13 protein-coding genes and 1 pseudogene are annotated in these 22692 nt (G+C 72.7%); 3 read left to right on the forward strand and 11 right to left on the reverse strand.

What is annotated here, in order from left to right; translation table 11 throughout:
• Nucleotides 1-2: 2 nt before the first annotated feature.
• The 11 genes and pseudogenes from Q5530_RS01590 to Q5530_RS01640 all read right to left on the reverse strand — a co-directional run.
• The gene (locus Q5530_RS01590; protein WP_415360182.1) at nt 3-2018 is read right to left on the reverse strand and encodes a glycosyl hydrolase family 95 catalytic domain-containing protein; all 2016 of its coding nucleotides are present in this window, start codon (nt 2016-2018) and stop codon (nt 3-5) included.
• Nucleotides 1987-3936 carry a beta-galactosidase gene (locus tag Q5530_RS01595; protein ID WP_415360183.1) on the reverse strand — a complete coding sequence of 650 codons (1950 nt, stop codon included), beginning with the start codon at nt 3934-3936 and terminating at the stop codon, nt 1987-1989. The genes Q5530_RS01590 and Q5530_RS01595 overlap by 32 nt, the downstream gene beginning before the upstream one ends.
• Nucleotides 3933-4892 carry a carbohydrate ABC transporter permease gene (locus tag Q5530_RS01600; protein WP_415360184.1) on the reverse strand — a complete coding sequence of 320 codons (960 nt, stop codon included), beginning with the start codon at nt 4890-4892 and terminating at the stop codon, nt 3933-3935. Before Q5530_RS01600 ends, Q5530_RS01595 begins: the two co-directional genes overlap by 4 nt.
• A complete protein-coding gene (locus Q5530_RS01605; RefSeq protein WP_415360186.1) occupies nt 4889-5863 on the reverse strand; it encodes an ABC transporter permease in 975 nt (324 codons plus the stop codon). Before Q5530_RS01605 ends, Q5530_RS01600 begins: the two co-directional genes overlap by 4 nt.
• Nucleotides 5850-7469, reverse strand: a complete 1620-nt coding sequence (locus Q5530_RS01610) for an extracellular solute-binding protein (protein WP_415360187.1) — start codon at nt 7467-7469, stop codon at nt 5850-5852. The genes Q5530_RS01605 and Q5530_RS01610 overlap by 14 nt, the downstream gene beginning before the upstream one ends.
• Nucleotides 7470-7824: 355 nt before the next feature.
• Nucleotides 7825-8823, reverse strand: coding sequence for a LacI family DNA-binding transcriptional regulator (locus tag Q5530_RS01615; RefSeq protein WP_380633686.1), 999 nt, complete (start codon nt 8821-8823; stop codon nt 7825-7827).
• 1 nt (nt 8824) lies between these two features.
• A complete protein-coding gene (locus tag Q5530_RS01620; protein ID WP_415360189.1) occupies nt 8825-11350 on the reverse strand; it encodes a beta-glucosidase family protein in 2526 nt (841 codons plus the stop codon).
• Between the two features lie 264 nt (nt 11351-11614).
• Entirely contained in the window at nt 11615-14545 is a 2931-nt protein-coding gene (locus Q5530_RS01625) for a glycoside hydrolase family 48 protein (RefSeq protein WP_415360192.1), read from the reverse strand.
• Nucleotides 14546-14702: 157 nt separating this feature from the next.
• Entirely contained in the window at nt 14703-17363 is a 2661-nt protein-coding gene (locus Q5530_RS01630; RefSeq protein ID WP_415360194.1) for a glycoside hydrolase family 9 protein, read from the reverse strand.
• A 210-nt stretch (nt 17364-17573) separates the two neighbouring features.
• On the reverse strand, nt 17574-17984 hold the full coding sequence (locus Q5530_RS01635; RefSeq protein ID WP_415360446.1) for a cellulose binding domain-containing protein: 411 nt from the start codon (nt 17982-17984) through the stop codon (nt 17574-17576).
• Nucleotides 17964-19829, reverse strand: a pseudogene (locus tag Q5530_RS01640) (glycoside hydrolase family 3 protein); the annotation flags it as partial. The gene Q5530_RS01635 and the pseudogene Q5530_RS01640, both read right to left, overlap by 21 nt.
• Nucleotides 19830-20238: 409 nt before the next feature.
• On the opposite strand from Q5530_RS01640, the gene Q5530_RS01645 reads away from it, so the two are divergent.
• The 3 genes from Q5530_RS01645 (at nt 20239) to Q5530_RS01655 (ending at nt 22442) form a co-directional block, all read left to right on the forward strand.
• Nucleotides 20239-21666, forward strand: coding sequence for a glycoside hydrolase family 6 protein (locus Q5530_RS01645; RefSeq protein ID WP_415360196.1), 1428 nt, complete (start codon nt 20239-20241; stop codon nt 21664-21666).
• A 96-nt stretch (nt 21667-21762) separates the two neighbouring features.
• Nucleotides 21763-22068: a hypothetical protein gene (locus tag Q5530_RS01650; RefSeq protein WP_415360198.1), complete on the forward strand. Its 306-nt coding sequence runs from the start codon at nt 21763-21765 to the stop codon at nt 22066-22068.
• Complete coding sequence (locus tag Q5530_RS01655; RefSeq protein WP_415360199.1) at nt 22065-22442, forward strand: YchJ family protein; 378 nt, start codon at nt 22065-22067, stop codon at nt 22440-22442. The genes Q5530_RS01650 and Q5530_RS01655 overlap by 4 nt, the downstream gene beginning before the upstream one ends.
• Nucleotides 22443-22692: the final 250 nt, after the last annotated feature.

The raw sequence follows: 22692 nt of genomic DNA on the forward strand, positions 1-22692 counted from the left end.
CCTCACCACCGCACCTCCCGCCGCTCCCCCGCCGCCAGGCGCAGCACCTCCCGCCGCCCCCCGTGCCGGAGCACCACCTCGCGCGCGGTCGACGCGCGCACCGCCACCGACGTCGGCGCGCCGTCCGCCCAGCGCAGGTCCACCGCCACCCCGCCGCGCACCCGCAACCCGGTCACGCGCCCGGCCGACCACGCCGCCGGCAGCGCGGGCAGCAGCTCCACCTCCCCGGTGTGCCCCTGCACCAGCATCTCGGCCACCGCCGCCGGCACGCCGAGCGAGCCGTCCACCTGGAACGGGTCGGCCGCCACCAGGTTCGGACACCGCGGCATGGCCGCGACCAGCGCCGCCGCCCGCCCACCCTCCCCCAGCCTGGCCCACAGCGCCGCCTTCCACGCGTACGACCAGCCGGGTCCCTCGTCGCCCCGCTCCTCCAGCGACCGCCGCGCCGCCGCGGCCTCCGGGGTGCCGCGCCGGATCCGGGTGCCGGGGAACAGGCCGACCAGGTGCGACACGTGCCGGTGGCGCGGCTCGGTCTCCGGCACCTCCCGCGCCCACTCCAGCAGCTGCCCGCGCGACCCGACCGGCAGCGGCGGCAGGCGGTCCAGCAGGGAGGTGTCCACCGGCAGCCCCAGGACCTCGCCCGCCTCGCGCAGCCGGGTGAACAGCTCCCACACCAGGGTCAGGTCCATCGTGGACCCGACGCCGACGGCCACCTCGTTGCCCGCCGGGCTCCGGTAGTGGTTCTCCGGCGACGTCGACGGCGCGGTGGTGAGCACGCCGTCGTGCTCGAACACCCACGACCGGCAGAACGCGGCCGCGCCCAGCAGCACCGGCCACGCCCGCTCGCGCAGCCACCCGACGTCGCCGGTGAAGGCGAAGTGCTCCCACAGGTGCAGCGACAGCCACACGCCGCCCATCGGCCAGTTCGCCCACGCCGGGTCGCCCTGCACCGGCGTGGCCAGGAACCACGGGTCGGTGTTGTGGTGCGCGCACCAGCCGTCCGCGCCGTACAGCGCCCGCGCCACCTCCTCGCCGGCGCGCGCCAGGCCCCCGACGAACTCCAGCAGCGGTTCGTGGCACTCCGGCAGCCCGGTCGGCTCGGCCGCCCAGTAGTTCATCTGCGTGTTGATGTTGACCGTGTAGTTCGACCGCCACGGCGGCTCCGGGTACGGGTTCCACACGCCCTGGAGGTTCGCGGGCAGCGTGCCGGGCCGGGACGAGGCGATGAGCAGGTACCGGCCGTACTGGAACAGCAGCGCCGCGAACGCCGGGTCGTCGGCGCGCCAGGTGTCGGTCGGTCCGTCCGGGGCGGGGCCGAGGTCCAGCGAGACCCGGTCGAACAGCTCGCGGTGGTCGGCCACCGCCCGGTCGCGGAACGCCTCCCACCCGGGCGGGTCGGTCAGGCCGACGTAGAACACCACCGCGCCCGGCTCGTCGACGCGGACCAGCGGCACGGGCGCGACCGGGGACGCAGTCACCCCGGGCGTACCCGGCGACGCGGTCACCCCGGGCACGTCGAGCGACGCCGTCACCCCGGACACGTCCAGCGACGCGGTCACCCCGGACACGTCCAGCGACGCGGTCACCCGGGGCGCGCCCTCCACCCGCACGCCCAGCGCGTGGTGCTCGTAGGAGCACACCGCCTCCTGCCGCACGCCGCCGCCGTAGTCCACGGTCGCGAGGCCCGTGCGCAGGTCCAGGGCCCGCGAGTAGCCCTCGGCGGGTTCCAGGCCGTGCAGCCGCAGCGTCCCCAGCGGCTGGTAGGCGCCGGTGTCCGGGCCCTGCACCGACCGCAGCAGCACCTCGGCCCGCTCCGGGTCGCCCGCGAGCACGGCCTCCCGCGCCTCCCGCACCCGCGCCGCGCCCGCCACCGGCCGCGCCGGGCCGCCGAGCCACACCCGGTCGTCGTTGAGGTCGAACCGGCCGGTGCCCCGGCACACCGCGCCGAACCGGCCGCTGCCCAGCGGCAGGCCCTCCTCCCACCGCTCAGCCGGACTGCGGAACCAGAGCCGCGACACCGAACCTCCCCAGGGTCACCGAACCGGACACCGCGCCACCGGTCAGCAGGTCGACGTGGGCGCCCGGCACGTCCAGCGAAACCTCTCCCGCACCGTGGTTGACCAGGAACAGCACCTCACCGCGCCGCACCACCTCCACACCGCGCGGCGGGCGCGGCACCGGCGTCGCGCCGGCGTCGGCCAGCAGCCGCCCGAACAGCCGCACGGCCGCGTCCGCCGCAGGCCGGGTGGCCACGTACCAGGCCGCGCCCGCGCCGTGCCGGTGGCGCAGGACCACGGGCGTGCCGTCGTCGAGCGCGGCCACCACCTCCGCGCCCTCGACCACCAGGTCCTCGCGCCAGAAGCCGGCCGTGAACTCCCCCAGCGCCTCCGACGAGCAGACCGGCGCCTCGTCCGGGCGCAGCGGCACGACCTCCTCCACGCGCAGCCCCAGCAGCTCCCGCAGCGGCCCGGGGTAGCCGCCCGGGAACACCTGGTCGCGCTCGTCCACGACACCGGAGAAGAACCCCACCACCAGCGTCCCGCCGCCCGCGACGAACGACCGCAGCGGCTCCGGGTCGCGCACCAGGTACAGGTTCGGCACCACCACCAGCCGGTAGGCCGACAGGTCGGCCGAGGCGGGCACGAAGTCCGGGGTCACGCCCAGCTCGAACAGCGGCCGGTAGCAGTCGCGCACCCGGTCGAGCAGGTCGAGGTCGCCGGACGGGTGCGCGTCCAGCTCGACCGCCCACCAGTTCTCCCAGTCCAGCACCACGGCCACCTCCGCGACCACGGGCGCGCCCGCCACCGGGGCCAGCGCCGCCAGGTCCGCGCCCAGCGCCTCGACCTCGCGGAACACCCGGCTGTCCGGACCCGCGTGCGGCACCATCCCGGAGTGGAACTTCTCCGCGCCGCCCCGGGAGGCGCGCCACTGGAAGAAGCACACCGCGTCCGCGCCCCGCGCCACCGCCTGCACCGACTGGGCGCGCAGCTGCCCGGCGGGTTTGGGCGGGTTGCGCCGCCGCCAGTTCACCGCGCTCGCCGCCTGCTCCATCAGCAGCCACGGGCCGCGCTTGAGCGAGCGCATCAGGTCGAAGCCCAGCGCGCTGAGCACGTGCGACTCCGGGTCGTCCGGGTCGGGGTACCAGTCGTGCGAGACCACGTCCTCCTCCCCGGCCAGCGCCCAGCCGTCCACGGTGCGTTGCAGGCCCATGAAGTTGGTGGTCACCGGCACGTCCGGGGTGAACCGCCGCAGCACGTCGCGCTCCGCCCGGAACGACTCGACCAGCGCGTCCGAGCAGAACCGGGCGAAGTCGAGCCGCTGGCCGGGGTTGATCAGGTACGGCGCGCGGCGCGGCGGGATCACCTCGTCCCACGCGCCGTAGCGCTGGCTCCAGAACGCCGTGTGCCAGGCGTCGTTCAGCTCCTCCAGCGTGCCGTGGCGGGCGCGCAGCCAGTGCCGGAAGTGCGCGGCGGTCACGTCGCAGTGGCACACCTGGCCCAACTCGTTGCCCACGTGCCACAGCGCCAGCGCCGGGTGGTCGGCGTAGCGCCGGGCCAGGTCGGCGACCAGGGCCAGCGCGTGCTCCCGGTACACCGGCGAGGACGGGCAGAACTGGTTGCGCGACCCGTAGGCGAGCCGGTGGCCGTCGAAGTCCACCGGCAGCGTCTCCGGGAACCGGTGGCCCAGCCACGGCGGCGGCGACGCGGTCGGCGTGGCCAGGAAGACCTCGATCCCGCCCGCGTGCAGCAGGTCGAGCACCCGGTCCAGCCAGCCGAAGTCCCGCTCCCCCGGCCGCGGTTCCAGGCGGGCCCAGGAGAACACGCCCACGGTCACCGTGGTCACGCCGGCCCGGCGCATCAGCGCGACGTCCTCCGCCCACACCTCCTCGGGCCACTGCTCGGGGTTGTAGTCGCCGCCGTAGCGGATGCCGCTCATCCCTTGATCGCCCCCACGATCACGCCCTTGGTGAAGTGCTTCTGCACGAACGGGTAGACGAGCAGCACCGGCACCACCGCGATCACCACCACGGCCATCTTCACCGCGAGCGTGGCCACCAGGCCGCCCGAGCCGTCCAGGGTGGAGTCGGCGGGGCTGGCGCCCGGGATGGGCTGGCCCTGGAGCACGTAGGCGCGCAGCACGAGCTGGAGCGGCCACTTCTCGGTGGAGTTGAGGTACAGGAAGGCGTTGAAGAACGCGTTCCAGTAGCCGACCGCGTAGAACAGCGCGATCACCGCGGTCACGCCCTTCGACAGCGGCAGCACGATCCGGGTCAGCACGCCGAGGTCGTTGGCGCCGTCGATCCGGGCGCTGTCCACCAGGTCCTGCGGGATGTTCATGAAGAACGACCGCAGCACCACCAGGTTGAACGCCGCCACCGCGCCGGGCAGCACCAGCGCCGCGTAGGTGTCCAGCAGCCCGAGCGACTGCACCAGCAGGTAGGTCGGGATCAGGCCGGGTCCGAACAGGAACGTCAGCAGCACCACGAACAGCAGCGGCCGGTGCGCGAACGACCCGGGCCGGGACAGGCCGTAGGCCGCGAGCAGGGTGATGATCGTGCTGAACAGCGTGCCGACCACGGTGATACCGGTGCTGACCAGGACCGACCGCGTCACGACACCACCGGAGAGCAGTTCGGCGTAGGCGGCCGTGGTGAACCCGTCCGGGACCACCACCAGCCCGCCGGCCCTGGTGATCGCGGGCGACGGCGACACGCTGGTGAGCACCACCACCCACAGCGGGAACAGCACGGCCAGCAGCACCACGCCGACCAGCACGCCCTTGGCCGCCCGGCCCAGGCGCGTGGGCGGCTCCTCCCACACCGGACGGGTCGGGCGGGTCGGGCGGTCCGAACGGGTCGGGCGCGACCGGACCCGGGACTGCGCAACGGTCATCGCGAGTACACCCCCTGTTCCCCGGCCAGGTGCGCGACCCTGTTGGCCGCCAGCACGAGCGCCAGCCCGACCAGGCCCTTGACCAGGCCCGCGGCCGCCGCGTAGGCGAAGTCGGAGTTGACCACGCCGGTGAAGTACACGTAGGTGTCGAGCACCTCGGCGGTGTCCGCGCCGACCGCGTCGCGCTGGAGCAGGAACTGCTCGAACCCGACGGTCAGCGCCTCGCCCAGGCGCAGGATCAGCAGCAGCACGATCACCGGGACCAGCGCGGGCAGCGTCACGTGCCACAGCCGCCGCCACCGGCCCGCGCCGTCCACCGCGGCCGCCTCGTACAGCGAGGTGTCGATGGTGGACAGGGCGGCCAGGAACACGATCGCGCCCCACCCGGCGTCCTTCCACACCGACTGGGCGGTGACCAGCACCAGGAACAGGTCCGGGTCGGTCATCACGTCCACCGGCGAGAACCCGTGCGAGCGCAGGAACTGGTTGAGCACCCCCGCCCCGCCGATCATCTGCTGGAACAGCGTGATCACCAGCACCCAGGAGAAGAAGTGCGGCAGGTACACGACGCTCTGCACGAACATCCGCAGCCGCGGGCTCAGCAGGCTGTGCACCAGCAGCGCGAGCCCGATCGGCACCGGGAAGTAGAACACCAGCTGGAACGCGGTGATGGTCAGCGTGTTGACCGTGGCGTCCCAGAAGTCGGGGTCGGTCAGGATGCGCTCGAAGTTGGCGAAGCCGATCCACGGGCTGCCCGCGATGCCGATGTAGGGCGAGTAGTCCTGGAACGCCACCACGTTGCCCAGCAGCGGCACGTAGTGGAACACGGCCAGCACCAGGATCGCGGGCGCCACCATGAGCAGCAGCACCCAGTCCCGCCGCAGCCGGCGCGCCCACCGCGGGCGGCGGGGCGGGGGGACCGGGCGGCCCGCCGAGGGGGCGGGCCGCTCCAGCAGGTCAGCGGCCGGCATCGGAGAGCGCCTTGTCGTAGAACGCGCGCAGCTCGTCGCCGCCGGCCTTGCGCCAGTCCTCGGCCAGCTTCCCGACCTGCTCGACGGGCGTGCGCCCGCGCAGGATGTCGTTGGTGCGGTCCTCGAACTGCTTGGGCAGCTTGGAGTGCTCGGCGGGCTCCTCGATGCGCAGGCCGAACGTGGGCGGCTTGACCTGGTGCTCGTAGGCGTCGGCGAGCCAGCCGTGCAGCGACCGGACGTAGTCCGGGTACTGCGTCTCGACGAGGGCGTCCGGCGGGGCGGCGAGGAAGCCGTAGGTGAGGGTGATCTCCTTGCGGCCCAGTTCGGTGAGGTCGGGCGCGCCGCTCGCGTTGCGGGCGCTGTGCTTGCCCTCGGTGCCGTAGCGCAGCACGAAGTGCTCCTCGGTGCCGATCGGCGCGGCGGCGAAGTCCGCCACCCGCAGCAGCTCGCGCACCCGGTCGTCCGGGACGTCCTTGCGGATCAGGGTGACCATGGCGGTGGGCGGGCTCACCGGGTAGGTCGGCTTGCCGCCGTCGTGCGCGAACAGCGGCATGGCATCCATGCCGAAGCCGGGGTTGGTGGGCCGCTGCTGGGCCAGGGCCTCGCGCCACGCGCCCAGGCCGTCCTGGTAGATCAGCATCTGGCCGCCCGCGAACAGCTCCTTGAGCCGGGTGGTGTTGCCCGCCACCACGTCGGGGTGCACGTAACCGGCGGCGTAGAGGGCCCGGGTGAACTTGACCGCCTCGGTGTACGCCTCGGTCTCGATCACGTTGACGACCTTGCCGGAGGCGTCGCGGCTCCAGTCGCCGGGGTTGCCGAACACCCGGACCACCGACCGGAACACGTCGCCGACGGCCCACCGGTTCCTCGCCGGGTCGTTGATCGCCTTGCACAGCGCGGCGAACTCGTCGGCCGACGTCGGCGGCTCCACGCCGAGCTGGTCGAACAGGTCGCTGCGGTGGAACAGGGCCTCGGGGAACGGCTTGTCCGGGAACGGCACGCCGTACAGGCGCCCGCCGTAGACGCACGCGTTCCACGCGTCGGTGGGGATGTTGGCCAGCAGCGGGTAGTCCTTCACCTTGTCGCCGGCGAGGAAGTCGGTCAGGTCGCGGAACACCTCACCGACGCCCTCGCTGAACCGGGGCGGGACGGTGAACGTCGGCATGACGGTCATCTCGGGCACCTGCCGGGCCGCCATCATCGCGGCCAGCTTCGCCCCGTAGTCGCTGCCCTGGACCAGGTCGAACTTCACCACGCCGCCGAGGCGCTCGTTGACCACGTCGTAGTAGGAGTTCTCCCCCAGGCCCGGCGGGACGGGCCAGAAGGCGGGCGTCATCGCGGTGACCTCGCCGCCGTTGAGCGGCTTGTCCCGCACCGCGGCGACCAGCCGGTCCGGGAAGGTGAGGTAGCCCGGGGCGGAGCCGTTGACCCCGGGCAGGTCCGGCTTGGCGAACTCGACCGGCACGTGCGCCGGCAGCACCCGCGCCAGCGCGTCGGCGTCGAGCGCGGACCCGGTGTGCTGCTGGGCGGACGAGCCGCAGCCGACGACGAGCGTGCCGCCGGCGACCGCGGTGAGGGACAGGAAACCCCTGCGGTTGAGAATCATGAACGCCCCTTAGCGTCGAAATCCAGGGAGTCGCGCGCCTTCGCGCGTGGAGAGGGGGATGGCGTCGAGGGGTGGGCCGACCAGGAGGTCCCGGCCGCCCTCGTGGAGCACGCCGGTCGCGGTGCCGGTCCACCGCGCGCCGGACGGGACGTGGACCTCACGGGCTCGCCGACCCGGCCGGTGGGCCGGCGCGGCGGGGAGGTCCGGACCGGGCGGTGGGCCGGCGCGTCGAGGACCCCCGGCCCGGGGCCGCGCACGACCCCACCGCCGATCTCGCGCGGGCCCATCCGGTACACCTCCCTTGGAATCGAAGCGCTTCGAAATCACACGACCGGCGAGGAGCCCGCCCGGGGGTTCAGCGCGTGGTGCTGGCCCGCTCGGTCAGCCGGGGCGGCAGCAGCGTGAGCGGCGGCGTCGGGGCCCGGTCGAGCTTGGCCATCAGCAGCGCCACCGCGTGGTGCCCCAGCTGCTCGGCGGGCACCGCCACCGAGGTCAGCGGCGGGGTCAGCCGCCCGGCCAGGTCGTCCGGGCAGATCGCGACCACGGCCACGTCCTCGGGCACCTTGCGGCCCAGCGCGCGCAGCACCTCCACCACCGACGGCAGCGCGGCCTCGTTGTGCACGACCAGGCCGGTCACCGCCGAGTGCCGGTCGAGCAGCCCGGTGATGGCCACCCGCACCGACTCGTGGTCCGGCTCGGTGGGCAGGGTGGTGGAGGCCACGCCGCGGCGCATGGCGGCCGCGCTGAACCCCGCCATGGTGCGGTGGGCGAACCCGGTGTCGCGCTGGTAGACCGCGCGCGGCGCGCCGACCAGCGCCACGTAGGTGTGCCCGAGGTCGGCCAGGTGGTCCACGCACCGGGCGCCCGCCTCGGCGAAGTCCAGGTCCACGCAGGTCAGGCCCGCGGCGTCGGCGGGGAACCCGATGAGCACCGAGGGCCGGTCCAGCTCCCGCAGCACCGGCACGCGCTCGTCGTGCATCTCCACGTCCATCACCAGCAGGCCGTCGACCTGGGCGCTGCCCGCGACCCGGCGCAGGCCCGCCGCGCCCTGGTCGGCGGTCACCAGCAGGACGTCGTGCTCGTGCCGGCGGGCCGCGTTGGCCACCGCCACCACGAACTGCATCATCACCGGCATGTTCATGCCCTCGCGCACGGGCAGCACCAGCGCCAGCACGTTGGCCCGGTTGCTGGCCAGCGACCGGGCGCCCGCGTGCGGGTGGTAGCCCAGCGCCCGCACGCTCGCCTCGACCCGCGCCTTGGTCGCCGAGGAGATCGAGCGCCGCCCCGTCAGCGCGTACGACACCGTGCTGGGCGCGACACCCGCGTGCCGCGCGACATCGGCGATGGTGACCACGTCAACGCACCTCCCGCACCCGAACGCCCGCCGCGTGCGCGGTGAGCAGCAACGACGCGCCGTCGAACGAGACGCCGACCCCGGGCGGCGCGGCCCGGTCGCCGGGGACCACGTCGTGGAAGGCGATCCACGCGCCCTCGCGGGTGAACTCGACCTCGTCGTCCACCAGCCGCACGCCGTCGCAGTCGTCGAAGTCCGCGGCGCGCAGCACGCCCGCGCGCGGCCCGATCACCTCGCCCGGCACGTCCACCACCAACCGGGCGCGGATGTCGCGCGAGGACGCGCCGACCAGCAGCTCGTACCGCCCGGCCTCCACCACGCGCCGCCCGGTGGTGACGTCCCAGTGCCACAGGTGCTCGACCGGCAGTTCGACCACCGCGGTCTCCCCCGGCTCCAGGCGCACCCGGTGGAACGACTGGAGCCGGCGCAGCGGCTGCCGCACCCGCGAGTCGGGCGCCGCCGAGTACAGCTGCACCACCTCGGCCCCCGCGACCGCGCCGGTGTTGGTCACCGACACCGACACCACGCCGTCCGCGTACGCCGGGGAGGTGTGCTCGAAGGTGGTGTAGGACAGGCCGTGGCCGAAGGGGAACAGCGGCTCGCCGGCGAAGTACAGGTACGTGCCGCCCGCGCGGATGACGTCGTAGTCGAGGATGTCGGGCAGGTCGTCGTCGGACCGGTACCAGGTCTGGGGCAGCCGGCCCGAGGGCGGGAACTCCCCGAACAGCGCCTCGGCCACCGCGCGGCCCTGCTCCTGCCCGCCGTGCGCGGTCCAGACGATCGCGGGCAGGTGCTCCTCCTCGCCCTCCAGGGCGTAGGGGTAGCTGCTGACCAGCACCAGCACCGTGTCCGGGTTGGCCTCGCGGACCGCGCGCACCAGGTCCAGCGACGGCAGCCGCAGCGTGGTGCGGTCCTGGGTCTCCCGGCCGTTGACGTGCGGGTCGTTGCCGAGCACCAGGACCACCGCCCCGGCCCGCGCGGCCAGCTCCGCCGCCGCGGCGGTCCCGTCCACCACCAGCTCGACCTCGAACGGCCCGGTGTCCGTGCCCTGCACCACGTTGTGGAGCACGACGGAGCCGCCCTCGGACCGGGGCTCGAACAGCTCGCGCACGTCCCAGCCGCCCGGCGCCGCCGCCGTCGCGACCAGCGAGCCGTCCGCGGCCGTGCCCAGGTAGCGGCGGGACGCCACGTCGCGCAGCGCCCACACCCCGTCGCCCCAGTCGAAGCGGTCGAACAGCTCCCGCCCGCCGAGGCCGACGGCGCCGCCGCGCACGCCGAGGTACCGGCCGTCCGGGGCGCGCAGCGCGATCCGGTCCACGCCCTCGTGGCACGACACCGCGGCGAACCGCTCCAGTCCTCTTCGGACGGTCACCTGGTAGGGCAGCGTGCCGCTGTACCAGTCCTCGAACAGCGCGTCGGCGTGCGTGCCGATGACGGCCAGCTCCACGCCCGGCCGCAGCGGCAGGAACGACTCGTTGCGCAGCAGCACCACCGCCTGCCGCGCCGCCTCCAGCGCCAACCCGCCGTGCGAGCCGATCACGTCCGGGGCGATCGCCGCGTACGGGTTGTCCTCCGGCGGGTCGAACTCGCCGAGCCGGAACCGCAGCCGCAGCACGTTGCCCACGGCCCGGTCGACGTCCGCCCGCTCCAGCAGGCCGGCCCCCAGCGCGGCGGTGACGCTCTCGACCACCAGCGTCGGGTCGGCGTCCTGGTCGGTGAAGCTGTCCAGGCCGGCCTTCAGCAGCGCCGCGTGCGCCTCGACCTGCGTGGGCAGGTAGCCCTGCGTCCCGGCCACGTTCGACGGCGCGTAGGCGTCGCTGACGACCGCCAGCCCGTCGGGCGCCCAGGCGCGCAGCTCCCGCCCGATGAGCGGGCTCAGGTGCGCGGGGCGGCCGTTGACCAGGTTGTAGGACGGCATGACGGCCACCGCCGCGCCGGCCTCGATCGGCCCGCGGAAGCACGGCAGCTCGTACTCGTGCAGCACCCGCGGCCGCAGGTCGGAGGAGGTGGTGCAGCGGTCGTCCTCGTTGTTGTAGCCCAGGAAGTGCTTCAGCGTGGGCGCGGTGCGCAGGTAGCGCGGGTGGTCGCCGCGCAGGCCGCGCGCGTACGCCGTGCCCATCGCCGCGGTCAGCACCGGGTCCTCGGAGTAGCCCTCCTCGTTGCGGCCCCACCTCGGGTCGCGCAGCGGGTTCACCACCGGCGCCCACACGTTGAGGCCGTGCGCGACCGGGTCCCGCCGGTGGAACCCCCGGGCCTCCACGCCGACCGCCTCGCCGACCCGGCGGACCAGGTCGGTGTCCCACGTCGCGGCCAGGCCGACCGCCTGGGGGAACACCGTCGCCGGCCCCAGCCACGCGACGCCGTGCAGGGCCTCCGTGCCGGTGCGGAACTCGGCCAGGCCCAGGCGGGGCACGGCGGGCTGCCGCTGGTGCAGCATCGCCACCTTCTCCTCGTCGGTCAGCCGCCCCAGCAGGTCGGAAACCCTGGCCTCGAGCGACAGCGCCGGATCTCGGAACGGCAGGCCCACGACACACCTCTCGTGCTGGTCGAATTCCTCGAATACCCAGCTCTCTGAATCGAATCGTTTCGATTCACGTCCCTGAACTTCCCAGGTCGTGAGATCGAACGGGGATGCCCAGAAATGTGGCACAGGTCTCTGACCCGCGTCAACACCGAAGTTTCGCGAATGTTTCGTTCGACGGCTTCGAATCGAACGCGTTCGACGCAAAAGGAAACGCCGAACACCCCCTTCACCTCGTTGTGAAGGGGGTGTCGGCGACCTTCGGGTGAACTACCCGAACAGCTCCACGTGCAGCTGGAACGCCGTGGCGATCTCAGCCTGCGCCCAGAACCGGTGGTAGGTGAAGGTCGGCGCGGGGCCGCCGTCCAGGTACGCCTGGACCTTCGGCCAGTCCGGGTCCTGCTTGAACATGGACCGGATGTCGACGAACGACACGCCCTGCCTGATCTGGTCACCGTTGGGCATGGTGCCCGTCCAGCCCGACGGCACGTACGGACCCTCGCGGTTCGACGTGTTGTACACGTCGTCGAAGCGGTTGTAGTCCGCGCGCGTCTCCGGCACCGCGATGCCCTTGTCGTCCTGGTGCGCCAGCAGCGCGTTGAGCAGGCCCTCGCCCACGGTCCGCGCCTGGGCGTTGCCCGACTCGGCCGCGTAGTTCAGCAGGGTCTTCGCGTAGGACGCGGCGATGCCGACGTCCTGGCTGTGGTTGAGCACCCGGACGCGCAGGTTCGCGTTGGCGCCGGGGTTGGTGGCGTTCCAGGTGTCCGGCGCGCCGGTCCACTCCAGGTCGGACGGGATCTGGAAGGTCCCGTTGGTGCCGACCGTGGTGTTCGCGATGGCCCAGGGGACCCACTTGTCGAGGATCTTCTTGGCCGCCGCGTTGCCCGTCATCTCGTACAGGGCCGCGGTGCGCTCCATCTGCCACGCCTGGAAGCCGAACCAGCGGTTCGACGGCGGGTCGCGCCACACCGGGTGGGCGTCGTAGTACATGCCGTAGAAGGTCGGCGTGCCGGCCGGCGGCGCGGCGTACTGGCCCTCCCAGCTGTTGGTGACACCACCGGCGATGCCGCCGTCGGCGGCCTGGAGCCACTGGAGCAGCTCCAGCTGGCGGGTCATCGACGTGGCCCAGTCCTGCTGGCCGGTCGCCGACTTCGGCTTCAGGGCCGGGACCTGCGACAGCGCGTACGCGGCCAGCGGGTTCTGGTAGCCCTGGTGCGACGCGCCGTCACCGATGCGCCACGCCCAGCCGGCCGACGTGTCCGTCGCGCCGCCCCACGCGTAGTACCAGGACATCAGGTAGTGCGCGCTGTCCTTGCCGGTACCACCCGGGCACGAGGTGCTGTTGCAGTTGCCGACCTTCTTGAAGTACTTGTCGAACATGGCGTACCGCAGGTAGTCACCCATCTTCGCGGCCTTGCCGACCTCCGCGGCGATCTCCGACCCCTTGCCCTGCTCGGTCGCCCACTCCTGGGCCAGCAGCGCCACCTGCACCGCGCGCGCGTCGGCGTCCGGGGCGTTGGTGTACTTCCACTGCTTGGCGTACTGGGCGTCCTTGGTGAACAGGTCGAGGAAGCCGTTGGGGCCACCGTGCGCGAAGGTGTCGCAGGACGGCTGCGGGATGGTCTCCCACACCGACTCGGACGAACCGCGCTGGTAGGTGTTGATGTACGCGGGCGCCGCGTCCGACTCGTCGCCGCACCGGCCGAAGCCGTAGGTGTTGTCGACGTCGATCAGCCAGTGCATGCCGTAGATGTCGTCGCTGCCGTAGGCCGACTTCAGCTCGGCCGCGATCGGGTCACGACCCACCGGGACGTTGGAGTCCAGCTGCGACGGGTACTGGTCCATCCGCGGGTGCTCCGGCGCGTAGGTCGCCGGCTTGGACGGGTCGTACTTGTTGTTCGTCGGCTGGTCGGCGGTCGACGGGATGATGTACTTCTCCATCGACGCCCAGGCCTTCTTGAACGAAGACCAGTCCTCGGTGATCCGGGCGTAGCTGGCCTCCAGCCACAGGTAGTAGCTGAACGCCTCGGACGTGGTCTGGTGACCGTGGTCCGGGGCCTCGACCATCAGCGTCTCGATCGAGTGGTACGGCACCTTCAGGCCGTCGCTGAAGGTCCGGAAGTACCCGCTGGCCGGGTCGTGGATCTTGGCGTACTGGTCGAGGAACGCCTGCTCGAAGTTCGAGGCGCTGCCGGAGATCTCCTTGACCTCGACCGTCGCCGGGGTGATCCCGGTGGAGCTGGCGGTGAACGTGGCCGTGCCGAGCTCGCCGCCGTTGGCCGCCGAGGTGACCGTGACGTTCTGCTTGGTCGCCCAGTTCGCGGTGGTGAAGGTCAGCGTCGTCGGGCTCGCGGTCAGGTCGGTGCTGCCGCCCGAGCGGGCGACCGCCACCGCGACGCTGCTCGTCGGCGCGGTGGCCAGCGAGACGCCGAAGGTGGCGGTGGAGCCCTGCCGCACGCTCAGCGACGGCGGGTTGACCTGGATCGCCTGACCGGCCAGCACCCGGATGCCCGCGATGCTGGAGTTGGTCACGCCGCCCTTGTCGTCGGTGGCGCGCGCCGTGATGGCGTGCTCACCGACGGACGCGCCGCTCCAGGTGGCCGAGTACGGCGACGAGGTGTCGGTCGCGACGACCACGCCGTCGGACAGGAAGTCGACCTTGGCGACGGTGCCGTCGCTGTCGCTCGCGGTGGCCGCCAGCGGGATCGCCTGACCGGTCTGGAACGTCTGGCCGGCCGTCGGCGAGTTCAGCGTCACGCTGGGCGCCGTGTTCGGGCCGGTGCACCGCGTGCCGTTGATCGCGAAGTCGGTCGGGGCGTTGTTGGACCCGGTCCACTGGCCGTTGAAGCCGAGCGACACCTGGGCGTTGGCGCCCAGGTTGGGCGACCAGCTCGGCCCGGTCACGGTCACCACGCTGCCGCTCTGGCTGAACGTGCCGTTCCAGCCCTGCTGCACCCGCTGGCCGTTCGCGAAGGTCCAGGTGAGCCGCCAGTTGTTGACGGCGTCACCCTGGTTGCGGATGTTCACGCTGGCGCCGAAGCCACCGGGCCACTGGTTGGTCACCTGGTAGTTCACCGTGCACGCGACGGCGGCGTTCGCCACCGGCGCGACGAACGGCATGACACCCGCGGCGGTGGCTGCCGCGGCGATCAACGCGAGCGGTCCGGTTCTCAACCGTCCCGCTCTGGTGCGGTACCTCATGCGTCCTCCTCCTGCACGGATCAGCCGTTGATCCGCGAGCCTTCGGGCGGCGGTGTGGGTGGTGCGGTGTAGCGGCGGTGTGGTGCGGTGGTGCGCGAGCTGGAGTCGGCACGGGGCGCCTGGGCGCGCAGAACGCCCCGTGCCGAGACTGTGGGTGCTAGGGCTCGGTGCCCCAGGCGAGGGTGTCGCCGACGTGGGCGGTGACCCGGTCGAAGTCGGTCAGCGCGGCGCTGACCCGGTAGCTGTGGTCGTTGGTCTGGTCGAAGGAGGACCAGTCGGACTTGGCCACCCGCAGCTGGACGTCACCGGTGCTCGCGCCGGGCGCGAGGGAGCCCGCGGTGAACGAGACCTGGAGGTAGGCGTCGGCGCCGGCCCGCGCGGTCGGCAGCTTCACCGCGGTGGCGCGCACGTTGGCGCAGCCGACCGAGGCCCAGTCGCAGAACACCTGGTAGCCGGCGTTGGCCGCGTCACCGGTGAACCAGTACCGCAGGGTGACCGTCGAGCGGTCGACCGCGGTGGTGCCCCGGTTGACCAGGGCGAGCGCGGCGCCGATCTGGTTGGTGGTCGCGGCGCCGCCGCCGCGCTGCTGCACGGCCAGGGTCCCGCCACCGCCGGTGCCCTCGCGCGCGGTGCGGAAGGTGATCACGGCGCTCGGGGCGGAGGTGTTGCCCGCGGAGTCCCTGGCCCGCACGGCGAAGGTGTGCGCGGTGTCCGGGGTCAGGCCGGAGAGCTGGAACGCCGGGGTGGCCGGGGCACCTGCCGACGTGCCGTCCGCCAGGAGCACGTCGTACCCGGCCACCCCGACGTTGTCGGTGGACGCCGTCCAGCTCAGCGTGGCGCCGGTGGCGCCCACGTTCGAGACCCGCAGCCCGGTGGGGACGGACGGGGCCTCGCGGTCCTCGACGGCCGGGCCGGGTTCCCGGCCCCACCGCACCGCGCCGTCCTGGACCAGGGTCAGGCGGTCGGTGAGGGCGACGGTGTTGCCCTGGCCCAGTCCCTCGTGGGACCAGTCGTTCGACGGGTCCCAGGTGCCCGCGCTGGTGATGCGGAACTGCACCTCGTGCCGGTGCGCGGACTGGCCGCCCGGGTACACGTCGGGGCACGGGACGTCGACGTAGTAGGTGCGGCCGCTGTGCTGCCGGGGGGCGCTCGGCGTGCCGCACTGGTTGTAGTTCGTGGTGACCGTGACCTGGTCGGGCGTGGTGGCGCCGTCCAGGGTGAAGTAGTAGCGCAGGGAACCCGTGAACGTCCGGGCGGGCCACGCGCTCTTGTTGATCACGAACGCCTTGACCTCGGTGAAGCCGGCCGCGGCCTGGTTGACCGACGCCTGCACGGTCAGCTCCGGCCCGTCGGGGGTCTCGGCGGTCGGGAAGTTCGCCAGGGGCGTGCCGCCGTACTCCTTGTAGAGCCGGGCGAGCGCGCTGGTGAAGCCCGCGTTGTAGTCGAGCGCGACCTCGTTGGCGACGAAGTCGGTGCGGTCGTCCTTGTACGCGTCGTTGTTCGTGCCGGGGCCGCCGACCAGCGCGCCGTACAGGACGTGCCTGCTGGTCGCGGGTTCCTGCATGGTGTCGGCCCACGCGCCGTGCGCGGTGCGGTGGTGCGGGTTGCGCGGCGGGTTGGCGCCGAAGCCGACGACGTAGCTGGCGTTGCGCGGGTTGTCGCCCAGCGCGTAGTTGATCTGCCGCACGCCGAAGTCGTGGTAGGTGGCGGCTCTCGCGGCGTCGCGCGAGCGCAGCCAGTCGCCGTGGACCAGCGCGACGAACGCGGTGTTGGCCGCGTACCGCAGCGAGCCCCAGGTGTCGAGGTGGGCCTGGCCGCCCGGGGAGTGGCGCACCCGGTTGCCGTTGTAGCCGGTGGTCCAGTAGTCCAGCCAGCGGTTGGTGTCGTCCACGTACTGCTGCTCGCCGGTGAGCTTGGCCATCAGCGCGTAGGCGCCGTAGGACTTGTCGTCCCACGCGATGGTCCAGCGGTAGGAGCGGGTGGTGGTCTGCGGCTCGGTGGACAGCTTCTGGTACTCGGTCCTCGCCTTGTCCAGGTAGGACTGCTCGCCGGTGGCGCGGTGCAGCCAGATCGCGCCCCACACCAGCTCGTCCTGGTACCCGCTGTGGGAGTTGTAGAACTTCGCGGCGTCGGTGATGCAGGAGCTGTACTTGCCGCGGTAGGTGTCGGCGAAGGTGTAGAGCTGACGGGCGTGGGTCAGCAGGGTCGTCGCGTAGGCGGGGTCGGTCTGCCGGAACACCATGGCCGCGGAGGCCATCGCCGCGGCGTACTCGCCCGCGAGGTCCGAGCCGGGGCAGGAGGCGTCCACCTTGTACGACGGGCGCGCCATCCGCATGACCTCGGCGGCGCCCCACCACTTGTGGTCGTCGTCGCCCGCGCCGACCTGGCCGTAGACCACGTTGGGCGACGGGTGCGCCTTGATGATCCAGTCCGTGCCCCACTTGAGGTTGGACATCAGGTGCCGCAGCTGGCCCGCGCCCTCGTAGGCGTCCCGGTTCTCCACCGCGCCCCACGCGAGCATGGTCATGGTGGCCGCGAAGGGCAGGCCGAACTTCACGTGGTCGCCGGCGTCGTAGAACCCGCCGGACAGGTCCAGGCCCACGTCCCGGCCGTCGGTCAGGGCCGAGTCCCCGCGCCAGGACACCCGGTTGTCGGCGGGCAGGTCGCCCGACCGCTGGGCGTCGTAGAACCAGATCGACTTCTGGAGGGCCTCGCCGTAGTCGAACGCCGGCGCGGCCACCGCGGTCGGTGCCTGGAGCGGTGCGGACAACAGCGCGCCGACCAGCACCGCGAGGGTGCCGGACAGCACTCTGTCCATGCGTCGTCGCATGCTGTTCCTCCGGGATGCAGGGCGGTGGAGGTTCTGGGAGCGCTCCCAGTCCGGGACTGTAACGGCATCGAAACACCGTGAAAAGAGGGCTGGAGCACAAAGCCTTGACAAGTTGGCCCCAGTGGCCCCTGTCACGTGGGCCGAAAGCAGGCTGCCGCTGGTCCGGATGACGCAGGTTCGGGGAGCGCTCCCAGAGGGCTACCTCGTCCGGCAGGTCAACTCAGGGGTCGACGCGGAGCCGTTGGCGGTGTAGCCGAACGTCGCGGAGGCGCCCGGCGCGAGCGCGCCGTTCCACCCGACGTCCTCCACGGACACCTGCCGGCCGGACTGGGCGAGCCTGCCGTTCCAGAGGCTGGTGACCGCGGCGTCGGTGGTCCAGGAGACCGTCCAGCCGGTGGACGGGGCGGTGGCGCGGTTGGTCACGGTGACCTCGGCCTGGAAGCCGCCCTGCCAGGAGCTCGCCACGCGGGTGGTCGCGGTGCAGCCCGCCCCGGGCGGGGTGGTCGTGGTGGTGGTCGTCGTGGTGGTCGTGGTGGTGGTCGTCGTCGGGGTCGTGGTGGTGGTCGGGGTCGTCGTCGGGGTCGGGCCGTAGCTCAGGCCGTGGCCCAGCGGGTAGAGCGCGGCCTTGCCGTCGCCGGCGTTGATCGGCTGCTGCGAGGAGCTCGTCATCCAGGTCACCGGCAGTGTGCCGGTCGGGTTGTGGTCGCCGAACAGCACGTCGGCCACGCCGCGCCCCTCGGTGCCCGGCAGCCAGGAGGCCAGCAGCGCGTTCCAGCCGCCGACCTGGCCCGCGACGTCCAGCGGGCGGCCGGAGACCAGCACCACCACGACCGGGATGCCCGCCGAGCGGAGCCGGTTGATCGTGGTCAGGTCCTCCTGGTCGAGGCCGAGGCCGGTGCGCCGGTCGCCCCGGCCCTCGGCGTACGGGGTCTCCCCCACCACCGCGATCGCCGCGGTGTAGGACCGGTCCACGCCGTTGCCGTAGCGGTCGTGGGTGACGTTGCCGCCCGCGTCGCGCAGGCCCTGGAGGATGGTGGTGCCGGGCGTGGTGCTGCCGCTGCCGCCCTGCCAGCTGATGGTCCAGCCACCGCTCTGGTAGCCGATGTTGTCGGCCGACTTGCCCGCCACGAAGTACCGGCCGGTCCTCGCCAGCGGCAGCACGCCGTCGTTGCGCAGGAGCACCTGGGACTCCCGGACGGCCTCGCGCGCCAGCTCGCGGTGCGCGGCCGAGCCGACCGTCGAGGTCAGCGAGCGGTCGGTGAGCGGGCGCTCGAACAGGCCCAGCTCGTACTTCTTGGTCAGGACGCGGCGGTTGGCGTCGTCGACCCGGGCCTGGCTGATGCGCCCGGCCTGGACCTCGACCTTGAGCAGGCTGGTGAAGCGCCGGTAGTCGTTGGGCACCATCACCACGTCGACGCCCGCGTTGACCGCGGCGGTGATCTCGGCGCCGGTGAAGCCGGTCGCGCCGTCGATCTGGTCGACGCCCGCCCAGTCGGAGACCACCAGGCCGGTGAAGCCCAGCTCGCCCTTGAGCAGGTCGGTGATCAGGTAGCGGTGGCCGTGCGCCTTGACGCCGTTCCAGCTGCTGTAGGAGATCATCACCGAACCGACGCCGCGCTCCACCGCGGCCCGGAACGGCGGCAGGTGCACGTCCCGCAGCTCCTGCTCGGAGATGCGGGCGTCACCCTGGTCGACGCCGCCCGAGGTGCCGCCGTCGCCGATGTAGTGCTTGGCGGTGGCCAGCACGGACCGGTTGTCGCCGCCCAGGGTCGCGCCTTGGAGGCCGTCGACGTAGCTGGTCATCGCGGTGGGGATCTCGGGCACCTCGCCGAACGACTCGTAGGTGCGACCCCACCGGTCGTCGCGGGCCACGCACAGGCAGGGCGCGAAGTTCCAGTCGATGCCGGTGCCCGCGACCTCCGCCGCGGTGGCCGCGCCGATGCGCCGGACCAGGTCCGGGTCGCGGGTGGCGCCGAGGCCGATGTTGTGCGGGAAGATCGTCGCGCCGCGCACGTTGTTGTGGCCGTGCACGGCGTCCACGCCGTAGATCATCGGGATGCCCAGGGGGGTGGACAGGGCGGTGCGCTGGAACTGGTCGTACATGTCGGCCCAGCCCTGGGCGGTGTTGGGGGTCGGCGCGGAGCCGCCGCCGGAGAGCACCGAGCCGATCCGGTAGGTGGCCAGGTCGGACACCGGGTCCAGCGCGGCCCGGTCGACCTGGGTCATCTGGCCGACCTTGTCGTCGAGGGTCATCCGGGCCAGCAGCTGCTCGACCCGGGGGTCGGCCTGGGCCGCCGGTCCGGACCGGGGCGCCGGCGCGGCGACGACCGGCGCGGTGGCGGTGGCGCCGGCGGTCAGGGCGCCGGCGGTCAGGGCGGTGGCGGCCAGGGCGGTGGCCGCCAGGAGGGCGGTCGTCGCGGCGACCGCGACGGACCGGGAGGGAGTGCGCGTCATTGCGGATCCTCCGTGTGAACGGTCTGGGAGCGTTCCCACAGTAGAATTGTCCGCATTCCCGCACCAGGGTTGACCCTCCCGGAGCAGCCACGACTGCGCCCCCCGGCGTAATTTTGTCGAACCCCCACAGTTGGTCCGGCCGGGCAGGACCACGAATCCCCCTCCCCCGAACGGCCCAATTCACCAGAAGATCGTTCACCCACCGTCGCCGAACCGGCGCAATTCGCGGCGAAAGCAGGTTCGAGCGTCGTTTTTCCGGCCCCACTCTCACGTACCGTGAGAAGCCACGGACCCGTCCCGTCGGACATCGCCCCTTTTCCTCACCGTTTCCCAGTGGCTACAGTCCAGCCACCTGGGAGCGCTCCCAGGAAGTCAGCCCCCGTTGCACCGACGCTGCGAGGACCTCCTGATGCACTCACCGAATGCCCACGACCCCGGCCACGGCGGCCGGCGTCCGCAGACCGGGGCCCGGGGCGGCCGAGCCCGGTTGGCCGCCGCGAGCGCCATGTCCGGCGCTCTGGTCGCCAGTGCGGTGGCACTGGTCCTGGGCGGTGGCACCACCGCGCAGGCGGCCGACTCGGCGTTCTACGTCATCCCGGACACCTCGGCGGCGAGGTGGGTGGCCCAGAACCCCAACGACCCGAAGGCCGCGGTGATCCGCGACCGGGTCGCGAGCGTGCCGCAGGCCCGCTGGTACACCACGACCAACACCTCCCAGGTGCGCGGCCAGGTCGACGCGTTCGTGGGCGCCGCGGCGTCCGCCGGGAAGATCCCGATCATGGTCGTCTACAACATCCCCAACCGCGACTGCGGCGGCGCCAGCGGCGGCGGCGCGTCCTCGCACTCGGCGTACCGGGCGTGGGTGGACGAGGTCGCGGCGGGCCTGGCCGGCCGCCCGGCGGCGATCGTCCTGGAGCCGGACGTGCTGCCGATCATGAGCAACTGCCAGAGCCAGAGCCAGCAGAACGAGACCATGGCGTCCATGGCCTACGCGGGCAAGAAGCTCAGGGCCGGCTCCTCCCAGGCGAAGGTGTACTTCGACATCGGCCACTCGGCCTGGCTCACCACGGCCGAGGCGGTGGAGCGCCTGCGCGGCGCGGACATCTCCAACAGCGCCGACGGCATCGCCCTCAACGTGTCGAACTACCGCTACACCCGCGACGAGGTCGCGTTCGGCAAGTCGGTGCTCAACGCGCTGGGCGACTCGCGCCTCAAGGCCGTGGTCGACACCAGCCGCAACGGCAACGGCCCGCTGGGCGACGAGTGGTGCGACCCGGCCGGCCGGGCGATCGGCACGGCGAGCACCACCGAGACCGGGGACGCCCAGGTCGCCGCGTACCTGTGGATCAAGCTGCCCGGCGAGGCGGACGGCTGCATCGCCGGCGCGGGCCAGTTCGTGCCGCAGCGGGCCTACGACATGGCCGTGGCGGCGGGTCCGACCAGCACCAGCACGAGCACCTCGACCACCACCAGCACCACTACAACGACCACGACCACCACCACCACGACGACCACCCAGCCTCCAGGGGACGGTTGCCGGGTGACGCACCGAGTGGTGAGCAGGTGGTCGAACGGTTACACCGGTGAGATCGTCATCGAGAACCGGGGAGCGCCGGTCGATTCCTGGACCTTGGCGTTCTCCGCACCCGGAGTGACCGTTTCCCAGGGCTGGAACGGGACGTGGAGCGACACGGGTGACACCGTTCGCGTCACGAACACGTCCTGGAACGGCAGGCTCGCGACCGGTGGTACCGCGACCATCGGTTACAACGCGAGCTTCAACGGAAGCACCCCACCGTTCACCTCTCCCACGTTGAACGGCGCGGCGTGCGCCTGATGCCGTAACAGCCCGCCCGGCGGCTCCCCTCCCCGACTGGCAGTCATCGGGAGGGGAGCCGCCCCCTTTCCACGCCGGGCTTTATATGCTCGCCCGGTGACCGAACCCCTGTCCGCGTCCGACGCCGCCGCCCTGGCCCACGACCCGGACGACGCGGTGCGCGAGGCCCTGTCCACGAACCCGGCCGCCCCCGCCGACGCGCTGGCCCTGCTGGCCGACGACCCCAGCCCGGCGATCCGCGCCAACCTGCTCGTCCACCCCAACGCCCCCGCCGACCTGCGCTACCAGGTGCACGCCGGCCTGCGCGCCGACGCCGCCGCGGGCGACCGCGAGGCCGAGAACGCCCTGGCGTGGCTGCGCTACGACCGGTCCGGCCGCAACGCCTGCGACCGCCCCGCATGACCGCCGGCCGCTGCCCGTGCGGCGCCGGCGAGCCGTACGAGGCGTGCTGCGCCCCGTACCACGAGGGCCTCAAGAAGCCGCCGACCGCCGAGGCCCTCATGCGCTCCCGCTACAGCGCCTTCGCCCTGGGCCACGAGGACTACCTGCTGGACACCTGGCACCCCACCACGCGCCCCCGCTCGCTGGACCTGGACCCGGACCAGCGCTGGACGCACCTGGAGGTGCTGTCCCGCACCGACGGCACCCTGTTCCAGACCACCGGCACCGTCGAGTTCCGCGCCCACTACCGCTGGCGGGGCGAACGCGACGTCCTCCACGAAACGAGCCGCTTCACCCGGGACAACGGCACCTGGTCCTACCTGGGCCCGACCTGACCGCTGAACTCACCGGTCCCGAACGTACGACACACCGGTCCCGAACGTACGACACGCGCACGTGTCGAACCCCCACACTCCGCGTGTCGTACGTTCAGACCGCGCGAGTCGTACGTTCAGGACGCGCGAGTCGTACGTTCAGACCGCGCGTGTCGTACGTTCAGGACGCGCGTGTCGTACGTTCAGGACGCGCGAGTCGAACACTCACGACCACCGTGTCGAACACTCAGGTCGGGTGAGTTCTGCGTTC

Origin of the sequence: Saccharothrix sp. BKS2, from assembly GCF_047689505.1 — a bacterium.
Taxonomy (GTDB): Bacteria; Actinomycetota; Actinomycetes; order Mycobacteriales; family Pseudonocardiaceae; genus Actinosynnema; species Actinosynnema lopnurensis.